This is a genomic window from Curvibacter sp. EU05-FHT14A10 (genome assembly GCF_058791075.1).
The window spans coordinates 33958-55260 of record NZ_JBYTDE010000005.1 but is presented as its reverse complement, the minus strand read 5'-3'; the positions used below and the strand labels follow the sequence as shown (position 1 = coordinate 55260).

The 21303-nt window shown below is 66.7% G+C and carries 22 protein-coding genes; 18 read left to right on the top strand and 4 right to left on the bottom strand.

The window, feature by feature from the left end; all coding sequences use genetic code 11:
• Window positions 1-16: 16 nt before the first annotated feature.
• On the bottom strand, window positions 17-1492 hold the full coding sequence (locus tag AC3WUT_RS10970) for a cryptochrome/photolyase family protein (RefSeq protein ID WP_492347112.1): 1476 nt from the start codon (window positions 1490-1492) through the stop codon (window positions 17-19).
• Between the two features lie 21 nt (window positions 1493-1513).
• Between AC3WUT_RS10970 and AC3WUT_RS10965 the strand changes: the two genes are divergently transcribed.
• From AC3WUT_RS10965 to AC3WUT_RS10940, 6 genes are read left to right on the top strand one after another with little or no spacing between them, the layout of a single operon-like run.
• On the top strand, window positions 1514-2113 hold the full coding sequence (locus tag AC3WUT_RS10965) for a YqgE/AlgH family protein (protein ID WP_492347111.1): 600 nt from the start codon (window positions 1514-1516) through the stop codon (window positions 2111-2113).
• On the top strand, window positions 2110-2535 hold the full coding sequence (gene ruvX, locus AC3WUT_RS10960; protein ID WP_492347110.1) for a Holliday junction resolvase RuvX: 426 nt from the start codon (window positions 2110-2112) through the stop codon (window positions 2533-2535). Before AC3WUT_RS10965 ends, ruvX begins: the two co-directional genes overlap by 4 nt.
• A complete protein-coding gene (gene pyrR / locus AC3WUT_RS10955; RefSeq protein ID WP_492347109.1) occupies window positions 2532-3038 on the top strand; it encodes a bifunctional pyr operon transcriptional regulator/uracil phosphoribosyltransferase PyrR in 507 nt (168 codons plus the stop codon). Before ruvX ends, pyrR begins: the two co-directional genes overlap by 4 nt.
• Before the next feature lie 36 nt (window positions 3039-3074).
• A complete protein-coding gene (locus AC3WUT_RS10950) occupies window positions 3075-4037 on the top strand; it encodes an aspartate carbamoyltransferase catalytic subunit (protein WP_019577122.1) in 963 nt (320 codons plus the stop codon).
• 14 nt (window positions 4038-4051) lie between these two features.
• Window positions 4052-5359: a dihydroorotase gene (locus AC3WUT_RS10945; RefSeq protein WP_492347108.1), complete on the top strand. Its 1308-nt coding sequence runs from the start codon at window positions 4052-4054 to the stop codon at window positions 5357-5359.
• A 31-nt stretch (window positions 5360-5390) separates the two neighbouring features.
• A complete protein-coding gene (locus tag AC3WUT_RS10940; RefSeq protein WP_492347107.1) occupies window positions 5391-6170 on the top strand; it encodes a lysophospholipid acyltransferase family protein in 780 nt (259 codons plus the stop codon).
• Window positions 6171-6245: 75 nt separating this feature from the next.
• Here AC3WUT_RS10940 and AC3WUT_RS10935 read toward each other — a convergent pair whose 3' ends face one another.
• Window positions 6246-6908, bottom strand: a complete 663-nt coding sequence (locus AC3WUT_RS10935; RefSeq protein ID WP_492347106.1) for a hypothetical protein — start codon at window positions 6906-6908, stop codon at window positions 6246-6248.
• Window positions 6909-6995: 87 nt separating this feature from the next.
• Window positions 6996-8819, bottom strand: a complete 1824-nt coding sequence (locus AC3WUT_RS10930; RefSeq protein ID WP_492347105.1) for a sensor histidine kinase — start codon at window positions 8817-8819, stop codon at window positions 6996-6998.
• A gap of 267 nt (window positions 8820-9086) precedes the next feature.
• Here AC3WUT_RS10930 and AC3WUT_RS10925 point away from each other — a divergent pair, with 267 nt between their 5' ends.
• The 5 genes from AC3WUT_RS10925 to phnE all read left to right on the top strand — a co-directional run bounded on the left by AC3WUT_RS10925 (window position 9087) and on the right by phnE (window position 12849).
• On the top strand, window positions 9087-9332 hold the full coding sequence (locus AC3WUT_RS10925) for a hypothetical protein (RefSeq protein ID WP_492347104.1): 246 nt from the start codon (window positions 9087-9089) through the stop codon (window positions 9330-9332).
• Window positions 9333-9409: 77 nt separating this feature from the next.
• Window positions 9410-10297 carry a putative selenate ABC transporter substrate-binding protein gene (locus AC3WUT_RS10920; RefSeq protein ID WP_492347103.1) on the top strand — a complete coding sequence of 296 codons (888 nt, stop codon included), beginning with the start codon at window positions 9410-9412 and terminating at the stop codon, window positions 10295-10297.
• A gap of 28 nt (window positions 10298-10325) precedes the next feature.
• On the top strand, window positions 10326-11162 hold the full coding sequence (locus AC3WUT_RS10915; RefSeq protein WP_492347439.1) for a phosphonate ABC transporter ATP-binding protein: 837 nt from the start codon (window positions 10326-10328) through the stop codon (window positions 11160-11162).
• A complete protein-coding gene (locus AC3WUT_RS10910; RefSeq protein ID WP_492347102.1) occupies window positions 11159-11992 on the top strand; it encodes a PhnE/PtxC family ABC transporter permease in 834 nt (277 codons plus the stop codon). The genes AC3WUT_RS10915 and AC3WUT_RS10910 overlap by 4 nt, the downstream gene beginning before the upstream one ends.
• Window positions 11989-12849 carry a phosphonate ABC transporter, permease protein PhnE gene (gene phnE, locus AC3WUT_RS10905; protein ID WP_492347101.1) on the top strand — a complete coding sequence of 287 codons (861 nt, stop codon included), beginning with the start codon at window positions 11989-11991 and terminating at the stop codon, window positions 12847-12849. Before AC3WUT_RS10910 ends, phnE begins: the two co-directional genes overlap by 4 nt.
• An 11-nt stretch (window positions 12850-12860) precedes the next feature.
• On the opposite strand, the gene mpl is transcribed toward phnE, so the two are convergent.
• Window positions 12861-14246, bottom strand: coding sequence for a UDP-N-acetylmuramate:L-alanyl-gamma-D-glutamyl-meso-diaminopimelate ligase (gene mpl, locus AC3WUT_RS10900; protein ID WP_492347438.1), 1386 nt, complete (start codon window positions 14244-14246; stop codon window positions 12861-12863).
• A 168-nt stretch (window positions 14247-14414) separates the two neighbouring features.
• Here mpl and AC3WUT_RS10895 point away from each other — a divergent pair, with 168 nt between their 5' ends.
• The 7 genes from AC3WUT_RS10895 (at window position 14415) to AC3WUT_RS10865 (ending at window position 21240) form a co-directional block, all read left to right on the top strand.
• Window positions 14415-15008 (top strand): hypothetical protein, encoded by a 594-nt coding sequence (locus AC3WUT_RS10895; protein ID WP_492347100.1) that lies wholly within the window; start codon window positions 14415-14417, stop codon window positions 15006-15008.
• On the top strand, window positions 15005-15568 hold the full coding sequence (locus tag AC3WUT_RS10890; protein WP_492347099.1) for a TlpA family protein disulfide reductase: 564 nt from the start codon (window positions 15005-15007) through the stop codon (window positions 15566-15568). The genes AC3WUT_RS10895 and AC3WUT_RS10890 overlap by 4 nt, the downstream gene beginning before the upstream one ends.
• Window positions 15569-15741: 173 nt before the next feature.
• The gene (accB, locus tag AC3WUT_RS10885; RefSeq protein ID WP_492347098.1) at window positions 15742-16194 is read left to right on the top strand and encodes an acetyl-CoA carboxylase biotin carboxyl carrier protein; all 453 of its coding nucleotides are present in this window, start codon (window positions 15742-15744) and stop codon (window positions 16192-16194) included.
• Window positions 16195-16304: 110 nt separating this feature from the next.
• A complete protein-coding gene (accC, locus tag AC3WUT_RS10880; RefSeq protein ID WP_019577108.1) occupies window positions 16305-17654 on the top strand; it encodes an acetyl-CoA carboxylase biotin carboxylase subunit in 1350 nt (449 codons plus the stop codon).
• A 57-nt stretch (window positions 17655-17711) separates the two neighbouring features.
• Window positions 17712-18599: a 50S ribosomal protein L11 methyltransferase gene (prmA, locus tag AC3WUT_RS10875; RefSeq protein ID WP_492347097.1), complete on the top strand. Its 888-nt coding sequence runs from the start codon at window positions 17712-17714 to the stop codon at window positions 18597-18599.
• Between the two features lie 79 nt (window positions 18600-18678).
• Window positions 18679-20316 carry a zinc-ribbon and DUF3426 domain-containing protein gene (locus AC3WUT_RS10870; RefSeq protein WP_492347096.1) on the top strand — a complete coding sequence of 546 codons (1638 nt, stop codon included), beginning with the start codon at window positions 18679-18681 and terminating at the stop codon, window positions 20314-20316.
• Window positions 20317-20343: 27 nt separating this feature from the next.
• A complete protein-coding gene (locus tag AC3WUT_RS10865) occupies window positions 20344-21240 on the top strand; it encodes a carbohydrate kinase family protein (protein WP_492347095.1) in 897 nt (298 codons plus the stop codon).
• Window positions 21241-21303: the final 63 nt, after the last annotated feature.

Below are 21303 nucleotides of genomic sequence, written 5' to 3'. Positions count from 1 at the left end.
TGGCCCCGTCATGGGATCAGTTGGGCTTCTTGACCACCGCGTAACGCGCCAGCGTGCGCTGGCGTGCTTCGTCGTGCTGCACGATGGGCAGCGGGTAGCCCTCACCCAGGCGCAGGCCGGCCGCCTGCAGGTCGATGGGGCGGGCCTGCCAGGGGGCGTGCAGGGCTGCACCCTGCAAGCCCGCCAGTTGAGGCAGGTAGCGGCGGATGAATCGCCCCTCGGCATCGAACTTCTCGCTCTGGCTCACCGGGTTGAAGATGCGGAAATACGGCTGCGCATCGCAACCGCTGGAGCTGGCCCACTGCCAGCCGCCGTTGTTGGCCGCCAGGTCGAAGTCATTGAGCTGCTGCGCGAAATAGGCCTCGCCTCGACGCCAGTCGATCCCCAGGTCCTTGACCAGAAAACTCGCCACCACCATGCGCAGGCGGTTGTGCATGTAGCCGGTCTGGTTGAGTTGGGCCATGGCCGCATCCACCAGCGGGTAGCCGGTGCGGCCCTCGCACCAGGCCTGGAACAGGGCCTCGGCCTCGGGGCCCTGTTCCCATTCGATGGCGTCGTACTCGGGCTTGAAACTGTTCGTCACCACGCCCGGGTGGTTGGCCAGGATCTGCATGTAGAAATCGCGCCAGATCAGCTCGCTCAGCCAGGTGGCGGCGCCGGTGTCGGCCGGATCGTGGCTGCTGGCCTGGTGGGCCAGGGCTGCCAACTCGCGGATCGAGACGGTGCCAAAGCGCAGGTGGGTGCTGAGGTAGCTGGGCCCCTTGAGGGCTGGAAAGTCGCGCGTGCGCTGGTAGGCCTCCAGTCGGGGTCGGAAGTCGTCCAGCAGCGCGCGTGCGCCGGCCAGGCCCACCGGCAGGCGCAGCTGGCCCAGGTTGCTGGGCTGAAAGCCGATGGACTCCAGGCTGGGCGGTGCGTGGCGCAGGCCCTCAGGCCGCTCGGCCAGGGCGCTGGCGTGGCGTTCCACCGGGTAGCTCTTCAGGTAGAAGGGCGTGATCTTCTTGAGCCAGGCGTTCTTGTAGGGCGTGAACACGCCATACACCGAGCCAGTCTGGGTCAGCACCTCGCGGCGCTCGAAGATCACCTGGTCTTTGCTGGTGTGGAAGGCCATGCCCTGCCGGCTCAGGGCGGTGCGCACCTCGCTGTCGCGCTGCAAGGCGGCCGGCTCGTCGTCGTGGTTGGTGAACACCGCCTGGGCACCCAGGCGCCGGGCCAGGGCCGGCACCTCGTCGCGGGCCGCTCCGTGCAGCACGATCAGGCCGGCACCGGCCCGTCCGGCCAGGCTGCGCAAGGCCTCATCGAGCTGGGCCAGGCTTTGCACGATGAAGTCCACGCGCCGGTCCTGCCGCGGCAGGCCGTCAAGGATGTCGGTGTCAAGCACGAACACCGTGTGCACCTGCGCACACTGGCTCAGGGCCTGGTGCAGGCCGGCATTGTCATGGGCGCGCAGGTCGCGCCGGAACCAGAAAAGACCGATCGGGTAAGGCTTGGGCATAGGGACCGTTAAAATCGCGGGATGCCTTCTGATTCTGCCCCCATCAACCTGACGAATCATTTCCTGATCGCCATGCCCGGGCTGGAGGATGAGGCTTTTGCGCGCAGTGTGGTTTACCTGTGCGAGCACAGCGAGCGCGGCGCGCTGGGCCTCATCATCAACAAACCCAGCGATCTCTCACTCAAGGCCTTGTTTGACAAGGTCGATCTGTCTTTGCGTCGGCCTGACCTGTCCGACGCGCCGGTGCTGCAAGGCGGCCCGGTCCAGACCGAACGCGGCTTTGTGCTGCATGACGCCATGGTGGCCGACACGCCCGAGGGCGACCAGTCGGCCTATGCGTCCACCATGACCATCCCCGGGGGGCTCGAAATGACCACCTCGCGCGACGTGCTGGAGGCCTTGGCCACCGGGGCCGGCCCGCGACGGGTCATCGTCACCTTGGGCTACTCGTCCTGGGGCGGTGGCCAACTGGAGTCCGAGCTGGCTGAAAACAGCTGGCTCACGGTCGATGCCGACAGCCGTGTGATCTTCGACACCCCCATCGAACAGCGCTACGACCAGGCTCTGGCCTTGCTGGGCCTGCAGGCCTGGATGTTGTCGCCCGAGGCGGGGCACGCATGAGCACTGCTGACCGCCCCGGCGTTCCAGCGGTTCCTGCCCAGTTCCAATCGTTTCTGGCTTTTGACTACGGCGCCAAGCGCACCGGGGTGGCCGTGGGCAACCGCTTCACCCGTTCGGCCACGCCGCAGAAGACCATTGCGGCTGAGGGCGACCGTCGCTTCGAAGCGATCGGCAAGGTGCTGGCTGAGTGGCAGCCCGATGCGCTGGTGGTGGGCGTGCCTTTTCATCCCGATGGCGCCGAGCACGAGAACACCATCAAGGCGCGTCGTTTTGCGCGCCAGCTCAAGGGCCGTTACGGCCTGCAGGTGTTCGAGGTGGACGAGCGCTACAGCACTACCGAAGCCCATTCCCTGGGTGCCGCCGATGCCGATGCGGCCTCGGCGTGCATCATTCTTGAACAGTTTTTGAGGAGTCTGCCTTGAGTTCCACCGGAAGCCTGGTGCTGGATGCCGAAGCACTTTACCGCGAGCTGGTACGCGGTGTCCGTTCCCTGATGGGGCCAGAAACCCGCCTGGTGGGCATCACCTCGGGGGGCGCCTGGCTGGTCGAGCGCCTGCAAAAGGAGTTGGGGCTGCCCGGTCAGCCCGGCGTGATCTCGTCCGCCCTGCACCGCGACGACTTTGCCCAGCGTGGCCTCAGTTCGGCGGGGCAGACCCTGCTGCCCTTTGACGTCAATGGCGCCGACATCCTGTTGCTGGACGATGTGCTCTACACCGGCCGCACCCTGCGCGCCGTGATCAACGAACTGTTCGACTACGGCCGGCCCGCCAGCGTGCGACTGGCTGTGCTGGTGGACCGTGGCGGCCGCCAGCTGCCGATCCAGGCCGACTACGCGGCGGCCCGTGTGGCCCTGCCTGAGGGCAGCACCCTGGCGCTGGCTCGCAGCGATGCGGGCGGCTTCAGCTTCCACGTCGAACCCGCCTGAGCCCCAGATTTCGCCTGAATCCCACAGGGAATTGCCATGCTCCACAAACGAAACCCCCAACTCAACAAGAACGGCGAGCTGATCCACCTGCTCTCCATCGAAGGCCTGCCCAAGGACATCGTGACCCACATCCTGGACACGGCGGCCAATTTCGTCAGCGTCAGCGACCGCGAGGTCAAGAAGGTGCCCCTGCTGCGCGGCAAGAGCGTGTTCAACCTGTTCTTCGAGAACAGCACGCGCACCCGCACCACCTTCGAGATCGCGGCCAAGCGCCTGTCGGCTGATGTGATCAACCTCGACATCGCGCGCTCCTCGGCCTCCAAGGGCGAGTCGCTGCTCGACACCATTGCCAACCTGTCGGCCATGGCGGCCGACCTGTTCGTGGTGCGGCACAGCGAGTCGGGTGCGCCTTACCTGATCGCCCAGCACGTGGCGCCCCATGTGCATGTGATCAATGCCGGTGACGGGCGCCATGCGCACCCCACCCAGGGCTTGCTCGACATGTTCACGATCCGTCACTACAAGAAGGATTTCTCGAACCTCACGGTGGCCATCGTGGGCGACGTGCTGCACTCGCGTGTGGCGCGTTCCGACATCCACGGCCTGACCACCCTGGGCTGTGCCGAGGTGCGCGTGGTGGGCCCCAAGACCCTGGTGCCCAGCGACATGGCGCAGATGGGCGTGAAGGTGTTCCACACCCTCGAAGAGGGCATCAAGGACTGCGACGTGGTGATCATGCTGCGCCTGCAGAACGAGCGCATGAGTGGCGCGTTGCTGCCGTCCAGCCAGGAGTTCTTCAAGAGCTTCGGCCTGACCGAGGAAAAGCTGCAATTGGCCAAGCCCGATGCGATCGTGATGCACCCGGGCCCGATCAACCGCGGCGTCGAGATCGACTCGGCCGTGGTGGACGGCAAGCAATCGGTGATCCTGCCGCAGGTCACTTTCGGCATCGCGGTCCGCATGGCCGTGATGAGCATCGTGGCCGGCAACGAGGCCTGAGGGAGGAGAGCACCATGAATCTGCTGATCAAGAACGGCCGTGTGATCGACCCGGCTTCGGGCCGCGACGAGGTGGCCGACGTGGCCGTGGCGGCGGGCCGCATCGTGTCCATCGGCGCCGTGCGTGGCGAATTCGCGCCGCAGCGCGTGATCGATGCCACCGGTCTGGTGGTGGCGCCTGGCCTGGTGGACCTGGCGGCGCGCCTGCGCGAACCCGGCCACGAACACGAAGGCATGCTCGAATCTGAAATGGCTGCGGCGGTGGCCGGTGGCGTGACCAGCGTGGTCTGCCTGCCCGACACCGATCCGGTGCTCGACGAGCCCGGATTGGTCGAGATGCTCAAGTTTCGCGCCGAGAAGCTGCACCAGTCGCGTCTCTTCCCCCTGGGGGCGTTGACCCGCAACCTGGCCGGCGAAGTGCTCACCGAGATGGCCGAGTTGACCGAGGCCGGCTGCATCGGTTTCGGTCAGGCCGAGGTGCCCCTGGTCAGCACCCAGGTGCTGCAGCGGGCCCTGCAATATGCGAGCACCTTCGGCTACACCGTGTGGCTGCGTCCGCAAGAGCTGTACCTGGGCAAGGGTGTGGCGGCCAGCGGCCCGCTGGCCACCCGCCTGGGCCTGAGCGGCGTGCCGGTGGCGGCCGAGACGATTGCCCTGCACACCATCTTCGAGTTGCAGCGCAGTACCCGCGCCCGGGTTCACCTGTGCCGCCTCAGCAGCGCCGCCGGCGTGGCCCTGGTACGCCAGGCCAAGGCCGAGGGCCTGCCCGTGAGTTGCGATGTCAGCATCAACTCACTGCACCTGATCGATGCCGACATCGGCTTCTTCGACAGCCGCGCCCGCCTCACGCCGCCATTGCGTCAGCAGCGCGACCGCGACGCGCTGCGCGAAGCGCTGGCCGATGGCACCATCGATGCCCTGGTGTCCGACCACAACCCGGTGGATGAAGATGCCAAGACCCTGCCGTTTGCCGAGAGCGAGCCCGGTGCCACCGGCTTCGAGCTGCTGCTCAGCCTGGCGCTCAAGTGGGGCCAGGACCTGGGCCTGAGCCTGCCCCGGGCGCTGTCGGTGCTGACGCGCGACCCGGCCCAGGTGCTGGGTTCGGCGCTGGGCACCCTGCAGGCCAGCGTGGGCCAGGTGATCGAAGGCGGCGTGGCCGACCTCTGCCTGTTCGACCCCGAAGCCGTGTGGCAGGTGCTGCCGCAGGCGTTGCGCAGCCAGGGCAAGCACACCCCGTTTGCCTACGAGCTGACCGGCACGGCCATGCCGGGCCAGGTGCGCTACACGGTGGTGGGTGGCCAGGTGGCCTTCGAGCGCGTCTGAGACGCGGTCACGGTCAGGGCCCGGCGGCGTCATGAACCCCTCCGCTCACCGCCAGGTTGGGGCTTCGAGCCGCTGGCTGCGGGCCCCCAGGGCCGTCTGGCGCCTGGGGCGCGTGCTGTTGCACGTGCTGGCTGGCCTGCACACGGTGCTGCTGCAGTTCCCGCGCCTGGGGCCTGAGCAGCGTGAAATGCGGGTGCAGGCCTGGGCCAGCCGTTTGCTGCAAGTGCTGGGCATCCGCCTGCGCGTCCAGGGTACGCCGGTCGCGCTGGGCCCGGCCCTGCTGGTGTCCAACCACATCTCCTGGCTGGACATCGTGGTGCTTCACGCCAGCCGGCATTGCCGCTTCGTGTCCAAATCCGAGGTGCGGCACTGGCCCCTGATCGGTGCCCTGGCCGCGGCGGCAGGGACCTTGTTCATCGAACGTGCCTCCCGCCGCGACGCCATGCGGGTGGTGCACGACATGAGCGACAGCCTGCGGCGCGGCGACGTGCTGGCTGTGTTTCCCGAAGGCACCACGGGTGACGGTCTGCAAGTGCTGCCATTCCATGCCAATTTGCTGCAGGCCGCGGTGTCGGCGGCGGCACCGGTGCAGCCGGTGGCGCTGAAGTTTGTCACGGCGGCCGGTGGGACGCGCTCGCTGGCCCCCTGCTACGTGGGGGACGACACCCTGGTCGGCTCCCTGTGGCGCACGCTGACCAGCGAGCCCATCGTGGCGGTGGTGCACTATGGCGAGCTGCAGCACGCCGGCGGGCGTGATCGCCGCCGCTGGGCGGCCGAGTTGCACCAGCAGGTGAGCCGGCTGGCCGACTGAGTGAGGCCGCGCCTCGAGCGTGCTCAGAACGGCGGCTGATGGCGTCGGCTCGGAGCCTGGGCTCGGAACCTCCGCTCAGATCCAGGCCCGCACATGAAGCCGAGCCCCTCCATCCGGCTGTGGGCCGGAGAAGCCATATTCGATCGGGGCCGAGCAATGGCGAGCCACTTGCAGCCAGGCAGGATCCAGATCGTCCGGGGCCTGGGCCAACGGTGCATGCGCGGGTTCAGTCAGGGCTCCGAACCGATGCCCTGCGGGCGTGTGGTTGGCGAGTTCCTCGGCGCTCATGCGGTGCACGGCCTCCAGGTGCGGGCGCAGCTGTGCCACCCGCTCGGCCGTCAGGCGCCAACTGCAAAGAACCCAGAAATGTTCGCCCACGCCGCCGACTGCGATGCGCCCCTGGGGTTCGGTGGCTTCGGGCCCGCGGCTGGCCAACTGACGGGTCAGTTCGATGAAGACGCGCAACAGGCGGTCCTTGGCGGGCTGAGGGGCCTCCATTTCGGCCAGGCGCTGGCGCAAGCGCTGGGTGGCGGCCTGCACCAGTTCGGCATGGAAGGTGCCTGCATGAAAGAACAGCAGGCCAGGGTGCTGGGCGCAGGCGGCGAAGGCCTCCCGGGTGGCCGTTGCATCAGGCCCCATGGGCGCTGTTGCCTGAGCCGTGGCGGTCGTCGTCGCCTGCGCGGTCGGCCATGCGGGTCGCCAGGCCGGGCTGGCGCGCTGCCGTTCAAATGCTTGCATGGGGTTGCTGTTGGCCATCACGAGCGCCATTCTTCGGGCGGCCCGTGACGCCGACATGACGACGGCGCCAGGTCCTTGCGCCGCGTTTCAGGCTGCAGCGCTGGGGACGATCGGGCGAGGCAGTTGCAGGGTGAACCGGGCTCCTTCGCCCGGGCTCGATTGCACGGTCAGTGTGCCACCCATCAGGCCCGCCAGCGCACGCGACAGCGACAGGCCCAAGCCCGTGCCGCCATGCTCGTAACTGACCCGGTCATTGCCCTGGCGGAAGCGCTCGAAGATGGTGTCGTGCAGTTCGGGGGCGATGCCGGGGCCGGTGTCGACCACATGGAAGCTCACCCGGTCTTCGCTGCCTTCCACCTCGATGGTCACGCAGCCTTCCTGGGTGAATTTGAGCGCGTTGGACAACAGGTTGTTGAGGATCTGCTTGAGCCTCAATCCGTCGCACAACAGGGTCTGAGGGGTGCTGGGGGCCAACTGCAATTTGAGATCCAACGATTTCTGTGCCGCGGTGACACTGAAGAAATCCAGCGTGGATTGCAGCAGCTCGGCCAAGGCCACCGGCTCGGGTGTGACCGGCATGGCCCCGGCCTCGACCTTGGCCAGGTCCAGGATTTCGGTGAGCAACTCATTGAGGTGCTCGGCGGCCTTGCGGATCATGCGCGCCTGGTCTTTGAAGCGAGGCTGCTCCAGGCGCATCTCCATCAGTTCGGCAAAGCCGCGGATGCTGGTCAAGGGGGTGCGCAGCTCATGCGAAACCGCGGCCAGGAACTCGCTCTTGGCGCGGCTGGCCGACTGGGCCTGGGCCTCGCTGATCTGCAGCGCATGGTTCGTGTTTTCCAGCTGACGCAGGCTGCGCAGAAACATCCCCGCACCGGCCAGCGAAGCCAGGGTCAGCAAGCCCATCAGTGTCACGGTCACGTTGCGCAGGCTGCGCCAGTCGCTCAAGGCCCCCTCGGTGCTGGTCAGCACGTACACCCGCAAGGGGTAGTCGGCCACCCGGTGGTAGGCCGCCACGCGCTCGACCTTGTCGATGTTGCTGGTGACGATGGACCAGCCGGCCCGTTCGTTCTGGGGCAGACGTGCCATGGTTGAACTGTTCGACAGGGTGGTGCCCATGCCGGTGGGGGTCCCGCCGATCACCCGGGCGCGGACGCTGCGGTCGTTGCCCAGCAAGGTGACGCCGCCTTTGGGCCCCAGATTGACCCCGCTGTAGGATTGCTCGAAGTAGGCCGGGTTGAGTGAAGCCACGATCACCCCCAGAACCCGGCCATCACTGCGCTGGATCTTGCGCGACAGCTGGATGGTCCATTTGTTCGAGACCTTGCCCAGCACCGGCTTGCCGATGAACAGGCCGTCGGGGCTCATCTGCTGTGATGCGTCGGGCACCTTGTCGGGCGCCAGGTGTACTTGCACATGCTCGCGTGCCGACAGATCCACGTGGCCCGTCTTCTCGCCGGTCGGGTCGATGTTGCTGCCTACGAAGCGGCCCTGAGCGTCGATCAACGACAGCTGGGTCAGGATTTGCGGTACCAGGCCGGTTTCATTGGCAAATTGCCCGTAGTCAGCGGGTGTCAGTTCGCCCGCCACGGCGGCATCGCGCATGCGCAGGGTGGCCTGGTCGACCGATGCCAGCACGCGCACGGTCTGCTCCTGCAGCACGCGGGCCAGGTTGGTGTTTTGCCTCACCTCAGCCGCCACGGCATCGCGGGCTTTCAGATCCAGTGTCAGCACCACCGCCACCCAGCCGATGGCCAGCAGGGCCAGCACCGACAGGGCCACCATCCAGCTCAGGCGCGAACCCGTGAAACCCCGCATCAAAAGTGAGGGGGGGATCAGAGAGCGGCTGGGAGCGGGTGTCGCCGGGGCTTCGGACATGGTGGCGTTGTGGTTTTTGCCATCATACGGTGCCATATCCGCTCGGTACCACCGTTTGACCGCTGAGCAACAGCAGGGGCGGTAACGTGGTCCGACTATCGAACAAATGCGGCAGAAATGAGGGTTTTCCAACGCGAGGGGCTGCCCTGTCGCCAACTATTTCTCAGGTCTGACACCCGTGTGGTTGCTGCGGTGCAGCATTTGCTTCAAGATCCAACTCAGCGGCTCGCCTGATCCCGTCTTGCTGGATCAGGGCGGGACCGACCTGAACCCTGTCGCCTGTCCACGGATTTCCGGATCGCCATGCCGAACAAAGCTGCCGCATTCAACATCGACCTGTCCAAGCTGAGCTGCCCGCGTTGTGGGCAGGCGCGGCTGAGCGAGATCGACGAGGCGGTCTACTGCGGCGCCCGGACCAAGGACAAGCATCTGGCCTGGCCCTTGAGCGATCCAGTCGCCTACGCACGTTGCGACAGCTGTTTCCTGGTGCTGGGCCTGCCCGATGCGCGTGAGCCGAAGTCTGCGCGCCAGCCCGATGCGAAAGCCTGAACAGGCCTTGGTGTTGTCAGGCCACCGCCCGTCTTTCGGTGTAACCTGCCGGCCATTCTGATCTGTAAGGATTCTTCATGTCTCTGTTCACCCCTGTGGCCGCCCGTTCGATCACCCGCGCCACCACCTTGCGCGCCCTGCTGGCGTGCGCCTTGCTGAGCCTGGCCCCGCTGGGGCAGGCCCAGCAGGTGCTGCGTGTCACCGCCATCCCCGACGAGTCGCCCACCGAACTGGCCCGCAAGGCTGCACCGCTGATGAAGTACCTGGAAGGCAAGCTGTCCGTGAAGGTGGAGTACACCCCGGTCACCGACTACGCGGCCTCGGTGGAGGCCCTGGTCAACAAGAAGGTGGACATGGCCTGGTTCGGCGGCTTTACTCTTGTGCAGGCCCAGGTGCGCTCCAACGGCAAGATCATTCCCCTGGTGCAACGTGAGGAGGACGAAAAGTTCAAGTCGGTCTTCATCAGCGCCGATCCGGCCATCAAGTCGCTGGCCGATCTCAAGGGCAAGGATGTGAGCTTTGGCTCGCAAAGCAGCACCTCCGGCCATCTGATGCCGCGCAGTTTCCTGTTGCAGGCCGGCCTCAACCCCGAACATGATTTCCGTCGCGTGGCCTACAGCGGTGCCCATGACGCCACCATCGCGGCCGTGGCCTCAGGCAAGGTGCAGGCTGGCGCGCTCAATATTTCGGTGTGGGACAAGTTCGTGGCCGACAAGAAGGTCGACACCAGCAAGGTGCAGGTGTTCTACACCACGCCGCCGTATTACGACTACAACTGGGCCGTGCACGCCGACATGCCGGCCGCCCTGCGCGACAAGATCACCCAGGCCTTCCTCGCACTCAACAAGAACACGCCCGAGGGCAAAGAGGTGCTGGAGTTGCAGCGCGCCACCCGCTTCGTCCCGACCAAGGTCGAGAACTACAAGAGCATCGAGGCTGCCGCACGCAGCGCCGGCCTGCTCTGATGGGCGAGCCACGGAGCCGCACTTGGGCCTGATGATTGAACTCGACCAGATCGGCGCTTTGCACCCAGCGGCGCGTGCGGGCGCGCGTGCCGCGCTGGCTGGTCTGAGCCTGTGCCTCCGAGCGGGTGAACAAGTCGCCGTGATCGGGCCCTCGGGCGCCGGCAAGACCAGTCTGTTGCAGGTGCTGGCCTGTGCCTTGCCGCCGACCACCGGACAACTGAGGTTGGACGGGCGTGACCCCTGGCAATTGCCGCGCCGGCAGTTGCAGCAGTTGCGTGGTCGTCTGTTTCTGGCGCCTCAGGTGCCGCCGCTGCCTCCCCGGCAGCGCGTGGTCACCTCGGTGCTCGCCGGGCGCTTGCCAGCCATGGGCCTGATGGCCAGCCTGGTTTCCTTGTTCCATCCCAGCGACCTGCCGGCGGCATTTGATGCCTTGGAGCACTTCGACCTGGGTGACAAACTGTTCGAGCGAGTGGATCGCCTGTCGGGCGGTGAACGCCAGCGGGTGGGCCTGGCCCGTGCCCTGCTGGCGCCGGCTTCGCTGTGGCTGGTCGATGAGCCGCTTTCGGCTCTGGATCCCACCCGGGCCCGCCAGGCCATGGCGACGCTGCAGGGGGTGGCCCGCGAGCGTGACATCACCTTGGTGGCCTCGCTGCATCAGGTGGATGTGGCCCTGGCCTGCTTTGACCGCATCCTGGGCCTGCGTGAGGGGGGGCTGATGTTTGACCTGCCGGCCGCCGAGGTGAGCCCGGAGCGGCTGGCCCGCTTGTATGCCCAGCACGAGCATGAGTTGCGCGGCGAGGCCGCGCCCCTCGCTGGCTTGAGCGCCGATGCCCTGGCCGAGCCCGTGGGTCTGTCGTGTCGATGAATCCGGCAGCCCGCAGCGCCCCGCTGCGCGACCCGGCCTGGCCCCGACGCCTGGCTCTTGGCGGCGCCTTGCTGGTGCTGCTGTGGCCGCTGCTGCAGGCCACTGAATTCAAGCCCTGGATCCTGCTGCAGCCCGATTCGCTGGCCTTCAGCGGGCGCTTTCTGGCCAGCTTCTGGCCCTTGGCGGGGGGCGCCGAGTTCCTGAGCCTGCTGGCGCGTGAATCGTGGCGCACCGTGGCCATGGCCACGGTCGGTGTGGCGCTGGGCTGGCTGCTGGCCGTACCGCTCACCTTGCTGTCGACCGCCGCTTTGTCGGTGTCGGCCTTGTCTGGGCGCATGGCCCGAGGGCCGTTCTGGGCCCGCCAGGGCGTGCGCGCGCTGTTGATCGTGCTGCGCAGCGTGCCCGAGCTGGTCTGGGCGCTGGTGTTTGTGCGGGTGGTGGGGCTCGGGCCCACCGCTGGCGTGCTGGCCATCGCGCTCACCTATGCCGGCATGCTGGGCAAGGTCTATGGCGAAATCCTGGAAAGTGGCGAGCAGCATGCCGCCCAGTCCTTGTTGCGCAATGGCGCGAGCCGCCTGCAGGCCTTTTTCCACGGGCTGCTGCCGACCTGCGCGGCCGAGCTCAGCTCTTACACCGTCTACCGTTGGGAGTGTGCGATCCGCTCATCGGTGGTGCTGGGTTTTGTCGGCGCTGGCGGCCTGGGGCAGCAGCTCGACAACTCGATGAAGATGTTCAATGGCGCTGAGGTGGCCAGCATGCTGCTGGTGTTCATGGCCCTGGTGGCCCTGGCCGACCGCGTCAGCGCCGGTTTGCGAAAGCTGCTCGGATGAAGCCTGCCGCCTCGCCCGATTCGCCCCCCGGTCTGCCCTCCAGGCTGCCGGCCCGTCGCCTGTCCGATCTGCAGGCGCCTGCGCCCTGGCGCCGGCCCGGCCTGTGGTTCACCGTCGGTGTGCTGCTGCTGGTCGTGGCCAGCACGGCATCGCTGGATTTGCAATGGCAGCAGTTCCTGTCGCTGGAGGCCCTGCACAGCATGGGCCGCTTCCTGGGGGAGTTTTACCCACCCGACCTGTCGCCCGGCCTGCTGCGTCAGGTGCTGGTGGCCAGTTGGGAGACCTTGGCCATGTCCTTGCTGGGCACCGGGCTGGCGGCGCTGGGCGGCCTGCTGTTGGCCCTGCCGGCAAGCCGGTTGCAAGCGGGTGAGCGGGCTTGGCTGCGGGGGCCGACGCGCTGGCTGCTCAATGCGCTGCGCTCCATTCCCGAGCTGGTCTGGGCCACGCTGTTGTTGATTTCGGCGGGCCTGGGGCCGTTTGCCGGCACCCTGGCCCTGGCCTGTCACACCCTGGGCGTGCTGGGCCGTTTGTTCGCCGAAGCCCTTGAGAACGCCCCTTCGGGCCCGGCCGAGGCGCTGCGCCAGCAAGGGGTGGGGCGGGTGCAGGTGTTGGCCTATGCCAGCCTGCCTCAGGTGCTGCCCCAGTGGCTGAGCTACACCCTGTACCGTTGGGAGAACAACATCCGCGCCGCCGCCGTGCTGGGCGTGGTGGGGGCGGGCGGCCTGGGCCAGTTGCTGGCCTTTCACATGGGCCTGTTCCACATGGGCAAGACGGCCACCATCCTGGCCGCGATGCTGTTGATGGTAGCGGCGGTGGATGCGCTCAGCCTATTGGCACGTCGAGCCTTGATGCGCTGAGGAGGCTTCGCTCAGGCCTGTGACAGGGCCTCTAGCAGGCGCTGGTGCACGCCACCAAAGCCGCCGTTGCTCATGCACACCACGTGGTCACCGGGGCGTGCCGCGGCGCTCACCTGCTGCACCAGGGTGGCGATGTCGGGGGCCGTGTGCGCGCGCTCACCCAGGGGCGCCAGGGCTTCTGCGGCATCCCAGTCCAGGCCCCCGGTGTGGCAGAAGGCCTGTTCGGCACTGGCCAGCGACCAGGGTAACTGGGCTTTCATGGTGCCCAGTTTCATGGTGTTGCTGCGCGGTTCGAACACCGCCAGGATGCGTCCGCCAGCGTCGGTCACCGGGCCCAGGCGCTGGCGCAGGCCGTCCAGCGTGGTGCGGATGGCGGTGGGGTGGTGGGCAAAGTCGTCGTACACGGTGATGCCACCGACCTGGCCGCGAACCTCCATGCGGCGCTTCACGTTCTGGAAGCGTGACAGCGCCTCGGCGGCCACCTCGGCCGGCACGCCCAGGTGGTCGGCCGCGGCCAGGGTGGCCAGGGCGTTGAGTTGGTTGTGGGCCCCGCTGAGGGTCCACTGCACGCGCGCCACGGGCCGGCCTTGGTGCAGCACGGCGAAATCATGGGCTTCACCCTCGGCGGAGAAATCGCTCACCGTGCTGCCAAAGCTGCGCACCTCGCTCCAGCAGCCCTGGGCCAGCACCCGGGTCAGGCTTTCTTCCAGTCCATTGACCACCACACGGCCTTGGCCTGGCACGGTGCGCACCAGGTGATGGAACTGACGTTCGATGGCGGCCAGGTTGTCGAAGATGTCGGCGTGGTCGAACTCCAGGTTGTTCAGCACCGCGGTGCGCGGGCGGTAATGCACGAACTTGCTTCGTTTGTCGAAAAAGGCGGTGTCGTACTCATCGGCCTCGATCACGAAGGCGCTGCCTTCCCCCAGGCGCGCCGAAACCCCGAAGTTCAGCGGGACGCCCCCCACCAGAAAGCCGGGTTGCAGGCCTGCCTGGTCCAGCACCCAGGCCAGCATCGAGGTGGTGGTGGTCTTGCCGTGCGTGCCCGCCACGGCCAGCACGTGGCGGCCGTGCAGCAGATGCTCGGCCAGCCACTGAGGGCCACTGGTGTAGCGTGCGCCCTGGTCCAGGATGGCTTCCATCAGTGGGAACTTGGGGCTGCCGTCGTTTGTTCTGGCGCGGCTGACCACGTTGCCAATGACGAAAAGATCCGGTTTCAGAGCCATCTGATCGGCTGAGAAGCCTTCGATCAGATCGATGCCCAAAGACCGAAGCTGATCGCTCATCGGGGGGTAGACCCCCGCGTCGCAACCGGTGACGCGGTGACCCGCCTCGCGGGCCAGGGCCGCCAGGCCGCCCATGAAGGTGCCGCAAATACCCAGGATGTGAATGTGCATGAAACCGATTTTACGTGGGGTCATGCGCCATGTCGGGCGTGGCCTGCGTGGGGGCGGGCTGGCAAGCTATCAAACTGGTAGCGGCGGGGCGAAGCGGCGAAAAAGCGCAAAATGCCCGCTTTGCAATGTCTGCGGTGCGTGTGCTGATGGCCCGCCCGACCCGTCTCCATGGAAAGTCTTGCCTCGGAAATTGCCGCAACCGCTGCCCGCATGGTGGTGGAAGAAGGCCTGGAGTACGGTGCTGCCAAGCGCCGTGCCGTCAAGCAGCTGGGTTTGCCGGCCCGCACGGCCTTGCCCGACAACCTCGCGGTCGAGGATGCGGTGCTGGAGTACATCGAATTGTTCTGTGCCGACACCCAGCCGGCAGAGCTTCGTGCGCTGCGCGAACTGGCCCTGGTCTGGATGGAGCGCATGTCGGAATTCCGCCCACACCTGACGGGGGCGGTCTGGCAGGGCACCGCGACGCGGCTGTCGGACATCCGCATCCAGCTGTTTTGCGATGACCCCAAGTCGGCCGAGATTCGATTGATCGATCACAACGTCGATTACGAGCCGCAGACGGTCCAGGGTTTTCGGGGCGAGCCGGTCGAGGCCTTGTCCCTGGGCTCGCCCAGCAAGGCGCTGGGCGAGGTGATTGGTGTCCATCTGTTGATCTACGACCTGGACGATCTGCGGGGCGCTCTGGTGCCTGATGCCCGCGGGCGTGCGCCTCGGGGCTCTCTGGCCGCCGTTCAGGCCTTGTTGAAGGAGGCTGAAGCATGAGCAATTCCCAGGAGTTGAAATCGCCCGGCGCCGGCCGGCGCCGATGGCTGTGGGCATCGGCCGCGGGCGTGGCTGCGGTGGCCGGAGCGGGGCTGGGCTGGTGGCGCACGCGACCCCAAGGCACGGACGCCCAGGCCGGGGCGGCCTTGTCCGAGCTGTGGGGCCTGAAGTTCGATCGGGCGGGTGGCGGCGAGTTGGTGCTGGCCGATTTCAAGGGCAAACCGCTGCTGATCAACTTCTGGGCCACCTGGTGTCCACCCTGTGTGGAGGAGCTGCCCATGCTGGATCGGTTTCAACGCGAAACTTCGGTCAATGGCTGGCAAGTGCTTGGATTGGCCATTGACCAGCCCAGTTCGGTGGCCCGCTTTCTGAGCCGCACCCCCCTGGGCTTTCCCGTGGGGCTGGCCGGTCTGGGCGGCACCGAACTCAGCCGCGCCCTGGGCAACGAGAATGGGGGCTTGCCGTTTTCGGTGGTGATCGCGGCCGATGGGCGGGTAATACAGCGTAAAATGGGCCAGATCACACCTCAGGAACTGACGGTGTGGACCCAGCCCGGCTGACCGTCGGGCTGTCTTTGAGGCCCCTTTTGCTCAGGGGCCTTTCTGCACACTTCCAGGGTATTTTCTTTGATCTGCCCGAATGAAGTTGTAATTAATTTGTCTGCTGATGATGAAGCTTGGCGCTGTTTTGCAGTAAATTCGCGCCTGTTATCGTTTTAGCTGTTGGAGCTTACATGGACCTGCGAAAACTCAAGACCCTGATTGATCTGGTGTCTGAATCCAATGTTTCAGAACTGGAAATCACTGAAGCCGAAGGCAAGGTGCGCATCGTGAAGGGCGGCGGGGCCGTGATTCAGCAAATGGTGGCGGCCCCTGTGCTGGCTCAGCCTGCCGTGGCCGCCGCGCCTGTCGCAGCAGCCGCCGCCGCTCCCGCCGTCGCGGCAGCACCTGCCGGGCATGTGGTCAAGTCGCCCATGGTGGGTACTTTCTACCGTGCCTCCAGCCCGGGCGCCAAGGCCTTTGTCGAGGTGGGCAGCCAGATCAAGGAAGGCGAGACCATCTGCATCATCGAGGCCATGAAGATCCTCAATGAGATCGAAGCCGACAAGTCGGGTACCGTGACCCAGATCCTGGGCGAGAACGGCCAGGCCGTCGAGTACGGTCAGCCCTTGTTCGTGATCGAGTGATCGCATGGGGGTGCCGGGACGGCGGGCCTCTTGGGCCGTCGGCTGTCGGGTGCCCATCCCAGAGATAGTGCACGCGCTGCGTGCGGGGCTCTGCCGCCCCGGGAGCACTGATGTTTAAGAAAATCCTGATTGCCAATCGGGGGGAGATTGCCCTCCGCATCCAGCGGGCCTGCCGCGAACTGGGTGTCAAGGCGGTGATGGTCTATTCCGAGGCCGACCGCGATGCCAAGTACGTCAAGCTGGCGGAAGAGGCCGTGTGCATCGGCCCGGCCCCTTCGCCTCAAAGCTACCTCAACATGCCCGCCATCATCTCGGCAGCCGAGGTGACCGACGCCGAAGCCATCCACCCCGGCTACGGCTTTCTGAGCGAAAACGCCGACTTTGCCGAGCGCGTCGAGAAAAGTGGCTTCCAGTTCATCGGCCCCTCACCCGAGTCGATCCGCATCATGGGCGACAAGGTGTCAGCCAAGCAGGCCATGATCCGGGCTGGCGTGCCCTGCGTGCCGGGTTCCGAGGGCGAACTGCCTGATGACCCGGTGCAGATCAAGCGCATCGCCAAGACCGTGGGCTACCCCGTCATCATCAAGGCCGCCGGCGGCGGCGGTGGCCGCGGCATGCGCGTGGTACACACCGAGGCCGCGCTGGTCAATGCCGTGCAGATGACCAAGGCCGAGGCGGGGGCTGCTTTCGGCAATCCTGCGGTCTACATGGAAAAGTTTCTGCAGAACCCGCGCCACATCGAGATCCAGATCCTGGCCGACAAGCACCGCAATGCGGTCTACCTGGGTGAGCGTGACTGCTCGATGCAGCGTCGCCACCAGAAGGTGATTGAAGAGGCGCCGGCCCCTGGCATTCCACGCAAGCTGATCGAAAAGATCGGTGAGCGTTGTGCCGCCGCCTGCAAGAAGATCGGCTACCGCGGTGCGGGTACCTTCGAGTTCCTGTATGAAAACGGCGAGTTCTATTTCATCGAGATGAACACCCGTGTGCAGGTGGAGCATCCGGTGACCGAACTGATCACCGGCATTGACATCGTGAAGACCCAGATCATGGTCGCCGCAGGCGAGAAGCTGCCCTTCACGCAGCGCCAGATCGAGATCCGGGGGCACGCCATCGAGTGCCGCGTGAATGCCGAAGACCCCTACAAGTTTGTGCCGTCGCCGGGGCGCATCACCATGTGGCACGCCCCGGGTGGCCCGGGGGTGCGCGTGGATTCGCACGTCTACACCAACTACTTCGTGCCGCCGAACTATGACTCGATGATCGGCAAGATCATCGTGCACGGCGATACCCGCGAGCAGGCCCTGGCCCGCATGCGCACCGCCTTGCTGGAGACCGTGGTCGAAGGCATCAACACCAACATCCCGCTGCACCGCGAGCTGATGGTGGATGCCAAGTTCATGGCCGGCGGCACCAACATCCACTACCTTGAAGAGTGGCTGGGCCACCACAAGCGCTGATCGGCCCCGGCTGGCGCCCCTCGCGGGCGGCCGGCCTCCCAAGACCCCAGGAACGCCATGTTTGAACTCCGGCTGCTGTGCCCCGAAGACCACGTTGAAACGGTGAGCGACGCGCTCGATGCGCTGGATGCCCTGAGCGTCAGCGTCGAAGACGCCGATGCCCAGACCGACGCCGAGCAGGCGCTGTTCGGTGAACCCGGCATGCCGCCGCCCAAAGAAGGCTGGCAGCGTTCGCGCGTGATTGCGCTGTTTCCAGACGAGGCCAGCGCTGACGAGGCGGCCAAGTTGCTGCAGTTGCAGGATTTCTTTGCCGACTGCCGTCTGCTGGGGCTGGCCAAGGTGCCGGACGAAGACTGGGTGCGCCTGACCCAATCCCAGTTCTCGCCGGTCGAGATCACGCCTGAGTTCTGGATCGTGCCTACCTGGCACGAGCCGCCAGCGCAGGCCCGCCAGGTGATTCGCCTGGACCCCGGGCTGGCCTTTGGCACCGGCACTCACCCCACCACCCGCATGTGTCTGCGCTGGATCGCGCGGCGACCGGCCACGGCCACGCTGGGTCGGGTGCTGGATTACGGTTGCGGTTCGGGCATCCTGGCCATCGGTGCAGCCAAGCATGGCGCGCAGGCCATCGATGCGGTCGACATCGACGAGGCGGCGGTTCAGTCCACCCACCTCAATGCCGAGGCCAATGGCGTGGCCTTGAACGCTGGCCTGCCGGACAAGGCGCACGGGGTGTACGACACGGTGCTGGCCAACATCCTGGCCACCCCGCTCAAGGTGCTGGCACCGCTGCTGTGCGCCCATGTGGCTGCAGGCGGCTCGCTGGTGCTGGCTGGCATCCTGGAGCGCCAGGCCGATGAGCTGAAGGCCGCCTATGCGCCCTGGCTGCAGTTGTCGGTGGCCGACAGCGAGGACGGCTGGATCCTGATGACCGCGCAGCGTTAAGCCTGCGCCACAGCGGTGGTGTCTCCCGGTGACGAGCCGGGTGAAAAATGCGCCCGCGCCTCTACAATCAGGCGCATCCATGAGCCTCATCACACGTTGCCCAGCCTGCGCCACGACCTTCAAGGTTGTGCCAGACCAATTGAGGATTTCCGATGGCTGGGTGCGCTGTGGGCAGTGCACCGAGGTGTTCGACGCCACGGCCAACCTGGTCCAGGAAGGTGATGCCAGCCCGCTGGCCACGAGCGGGCCTGCGGCATCGCGAAGTCACCGGCCGGAACCCCCGGCGTTTTTGCGTGCACCAGCCCACTCGCCGGTCTCGGCCATGCCAGCGGCAGCACCGGTGGCGGCACCGGCGCCCACCCACCCACCGGCCTCGGTGGCCGATCACGCGCCTTTGCCGGCCTCAGCCGTGCAGCCGGTCTTGGCGACGCAGCCCCCGCCCGCTCCCCCGCCGCCAGCTCGCCCCAGCCGTGAACCCGTGATGCCAGAGCTGGTGATGCCGGATCTGGTGTTGCCACCCCCACCGCTACCGCCGCCACCACCACCAGTGCAGCCGGTGCGCGTGCATGCACCCGAGTCCCCCGCATCCGCGCCGGTGGCCGAGCCTGCCGTGCCACGCAGTGCAGACGATCTGCTGGCCGAGCAACTGGCTCGCCTGGATCTGGATCTGGATCTGGCCACCTCCGATGCGCGGCGTCAGGTCGAACCCACGCTGGATGACGATGAGTTCGGTCTCGATCTGCACGATGTCTTCGCGCCTCAGCCCGAAGTCGATGCCCCCCCCGTGCGGGTCGATTTCGCACCGATGGCCGAGCCGGCCGAGCCACGCGTGCGTCCCCAGGGGGACCGGTTTCCTGTGTTGTCGGTGCCAGAGCTCGACCTGCCAGGGGCCCCGCGGCCGCCCCGTGCCGACCCGCCCGGGGTCACGCTCGCGGCGTTGCGGTTTCCGGATGACCCGGCGCCGGCCGATGCGCCCGGCCCCGAGCTCCCCCCGGCGGCACCGAAGACCGATTCCATGCTGAACTCGGCAGGCCTGGTTGACGAGGTGTCGCCCAGTCTGTTGTCCGAGTCGGTGGCGGCCGATGCACCGGGCGATCTCTCCACTCAGTGGGCTGCCGAAGCGCCTGCCCAGGCCATGGCGGCAGCGCCTGCACGGCGGGCTGAGGATGAAGTCGATGCTTTCGGCCCGGATGTGCTCAAGGGCTTGCAGTTTCTGCGCCGTGCGCGCCGCGAGGCCTTCTGGCGACGTCCCTGGGTGCGAGCAGGGCTGGGTTTGGCCGTGTTGCTGCTGTCGGGGCTGCTGCTGCTCCAGTGGGCGCTGCACGAGCGTGCCCGCCTGGCCGCTGCCGAGCCGGCGCTTCGGCCCACCTTGCAGGCCCTGTGCGATGTGACGGGTTGCGAGCTGGCTCCCTTGCGCCGCATCGAGGCCTTCGTCATCGAGTCCTCCGCCTTCAACAAAACCCATGGCGAGGGCTTTCAGCTGGCCCTGGCCATTCGCAACACCGGTGCCTTGCCTCTGGGCATGCCGGCGGCCGAACTCAGCCTGACCGATTCGCAGGACCAGGCCGTGTTGCGCCGCGTGTTCCTGCCGACCGAGCTGGGTGCCCCGCCAATGCTGGGCCCTGGGGCCGAGTGGAATGCCACTCTGCCCGTGCGGGTGGCGGGTGCCGCCACCTTGCGCATCGCGGGCTACCGGGTGCTGGTTTTTTATCCCTGACGACTTTCAAGAAACGAATTCAACAACATGGCAGCAATCATCTGTGGTTCCCTGGCTTTCGACACCATCATGACCTTCGAGGGGCGTTTTGCGGACCAGATCCTGCCGGATCAGTTGCACATCCTCAACGTGTCTTTTCTGGTGCCGGCCCTGCGGCGTGACTTTGGCGGCTGTGCCGGCAACATCGCCTATGCGCTCAAGCTGCTGGGGGGCACGCCCCTGCCCATGGCCACTGTCGGCAATGACGGTGCAGACTACCTGGAGCGCCTGCGCACCCTGGGCATCAGCTGCGAGTATGTGCGTCAGGTTGCGGACACCTACACGGCCCAGGCCATGATCATGACTGACCGTGACAACAACCAGATCACCGCTTTCCACCCCGGGGCCATGATGCAGGCGCACCAGACCCGCATCGAGGCACGCCCTGATGTGCGCCTGGGCATCATCTCGCCCGATGGGCGTGATGCCATGCTTGAGCATGCCGCACAGTTCAAGGCCGCCGGCATTCCCTTCGTGTTCGATCCGGGTCAGGGCTTGCCGATGTTCGACGGCGCCGATCTGGCCCGCTTTGTGGACCAGGCGACCTGGGTCACGGTCAACGACTACGAAGGCAAGATGCTGTGCGACCGTACCGGCTTGACCGCTGCTGAGATTTCGCGCCGCGTCGAGGGCGGACTGGTGATCACCCTGGGCGCTGAAGGCAGCGAAGTCTGGGTGGCGGGGCAGCGCACCCATGTGCCCCCGGTGCAGGCGCAGGCCGTGGTCGACCCGACCGGTTGTGGTGATGCCTGGCGCGGCGCGCTGCTGTTCGGTCTGGAACAAGGCTGGGACCTGGTGCGCTGTGCCGCCCTCGGCAGCCGCGTCGGGGCCCTCAAGATTGCCCAGCGCGGGCCACAGAACTACCAGCTCGACTTTCAGCCCTGAACAGGCTCTCAGGGGCCGGCTGGCACTGGCGGCTTCGCCCATTAAAAAAGCCCGAGGCCGTGA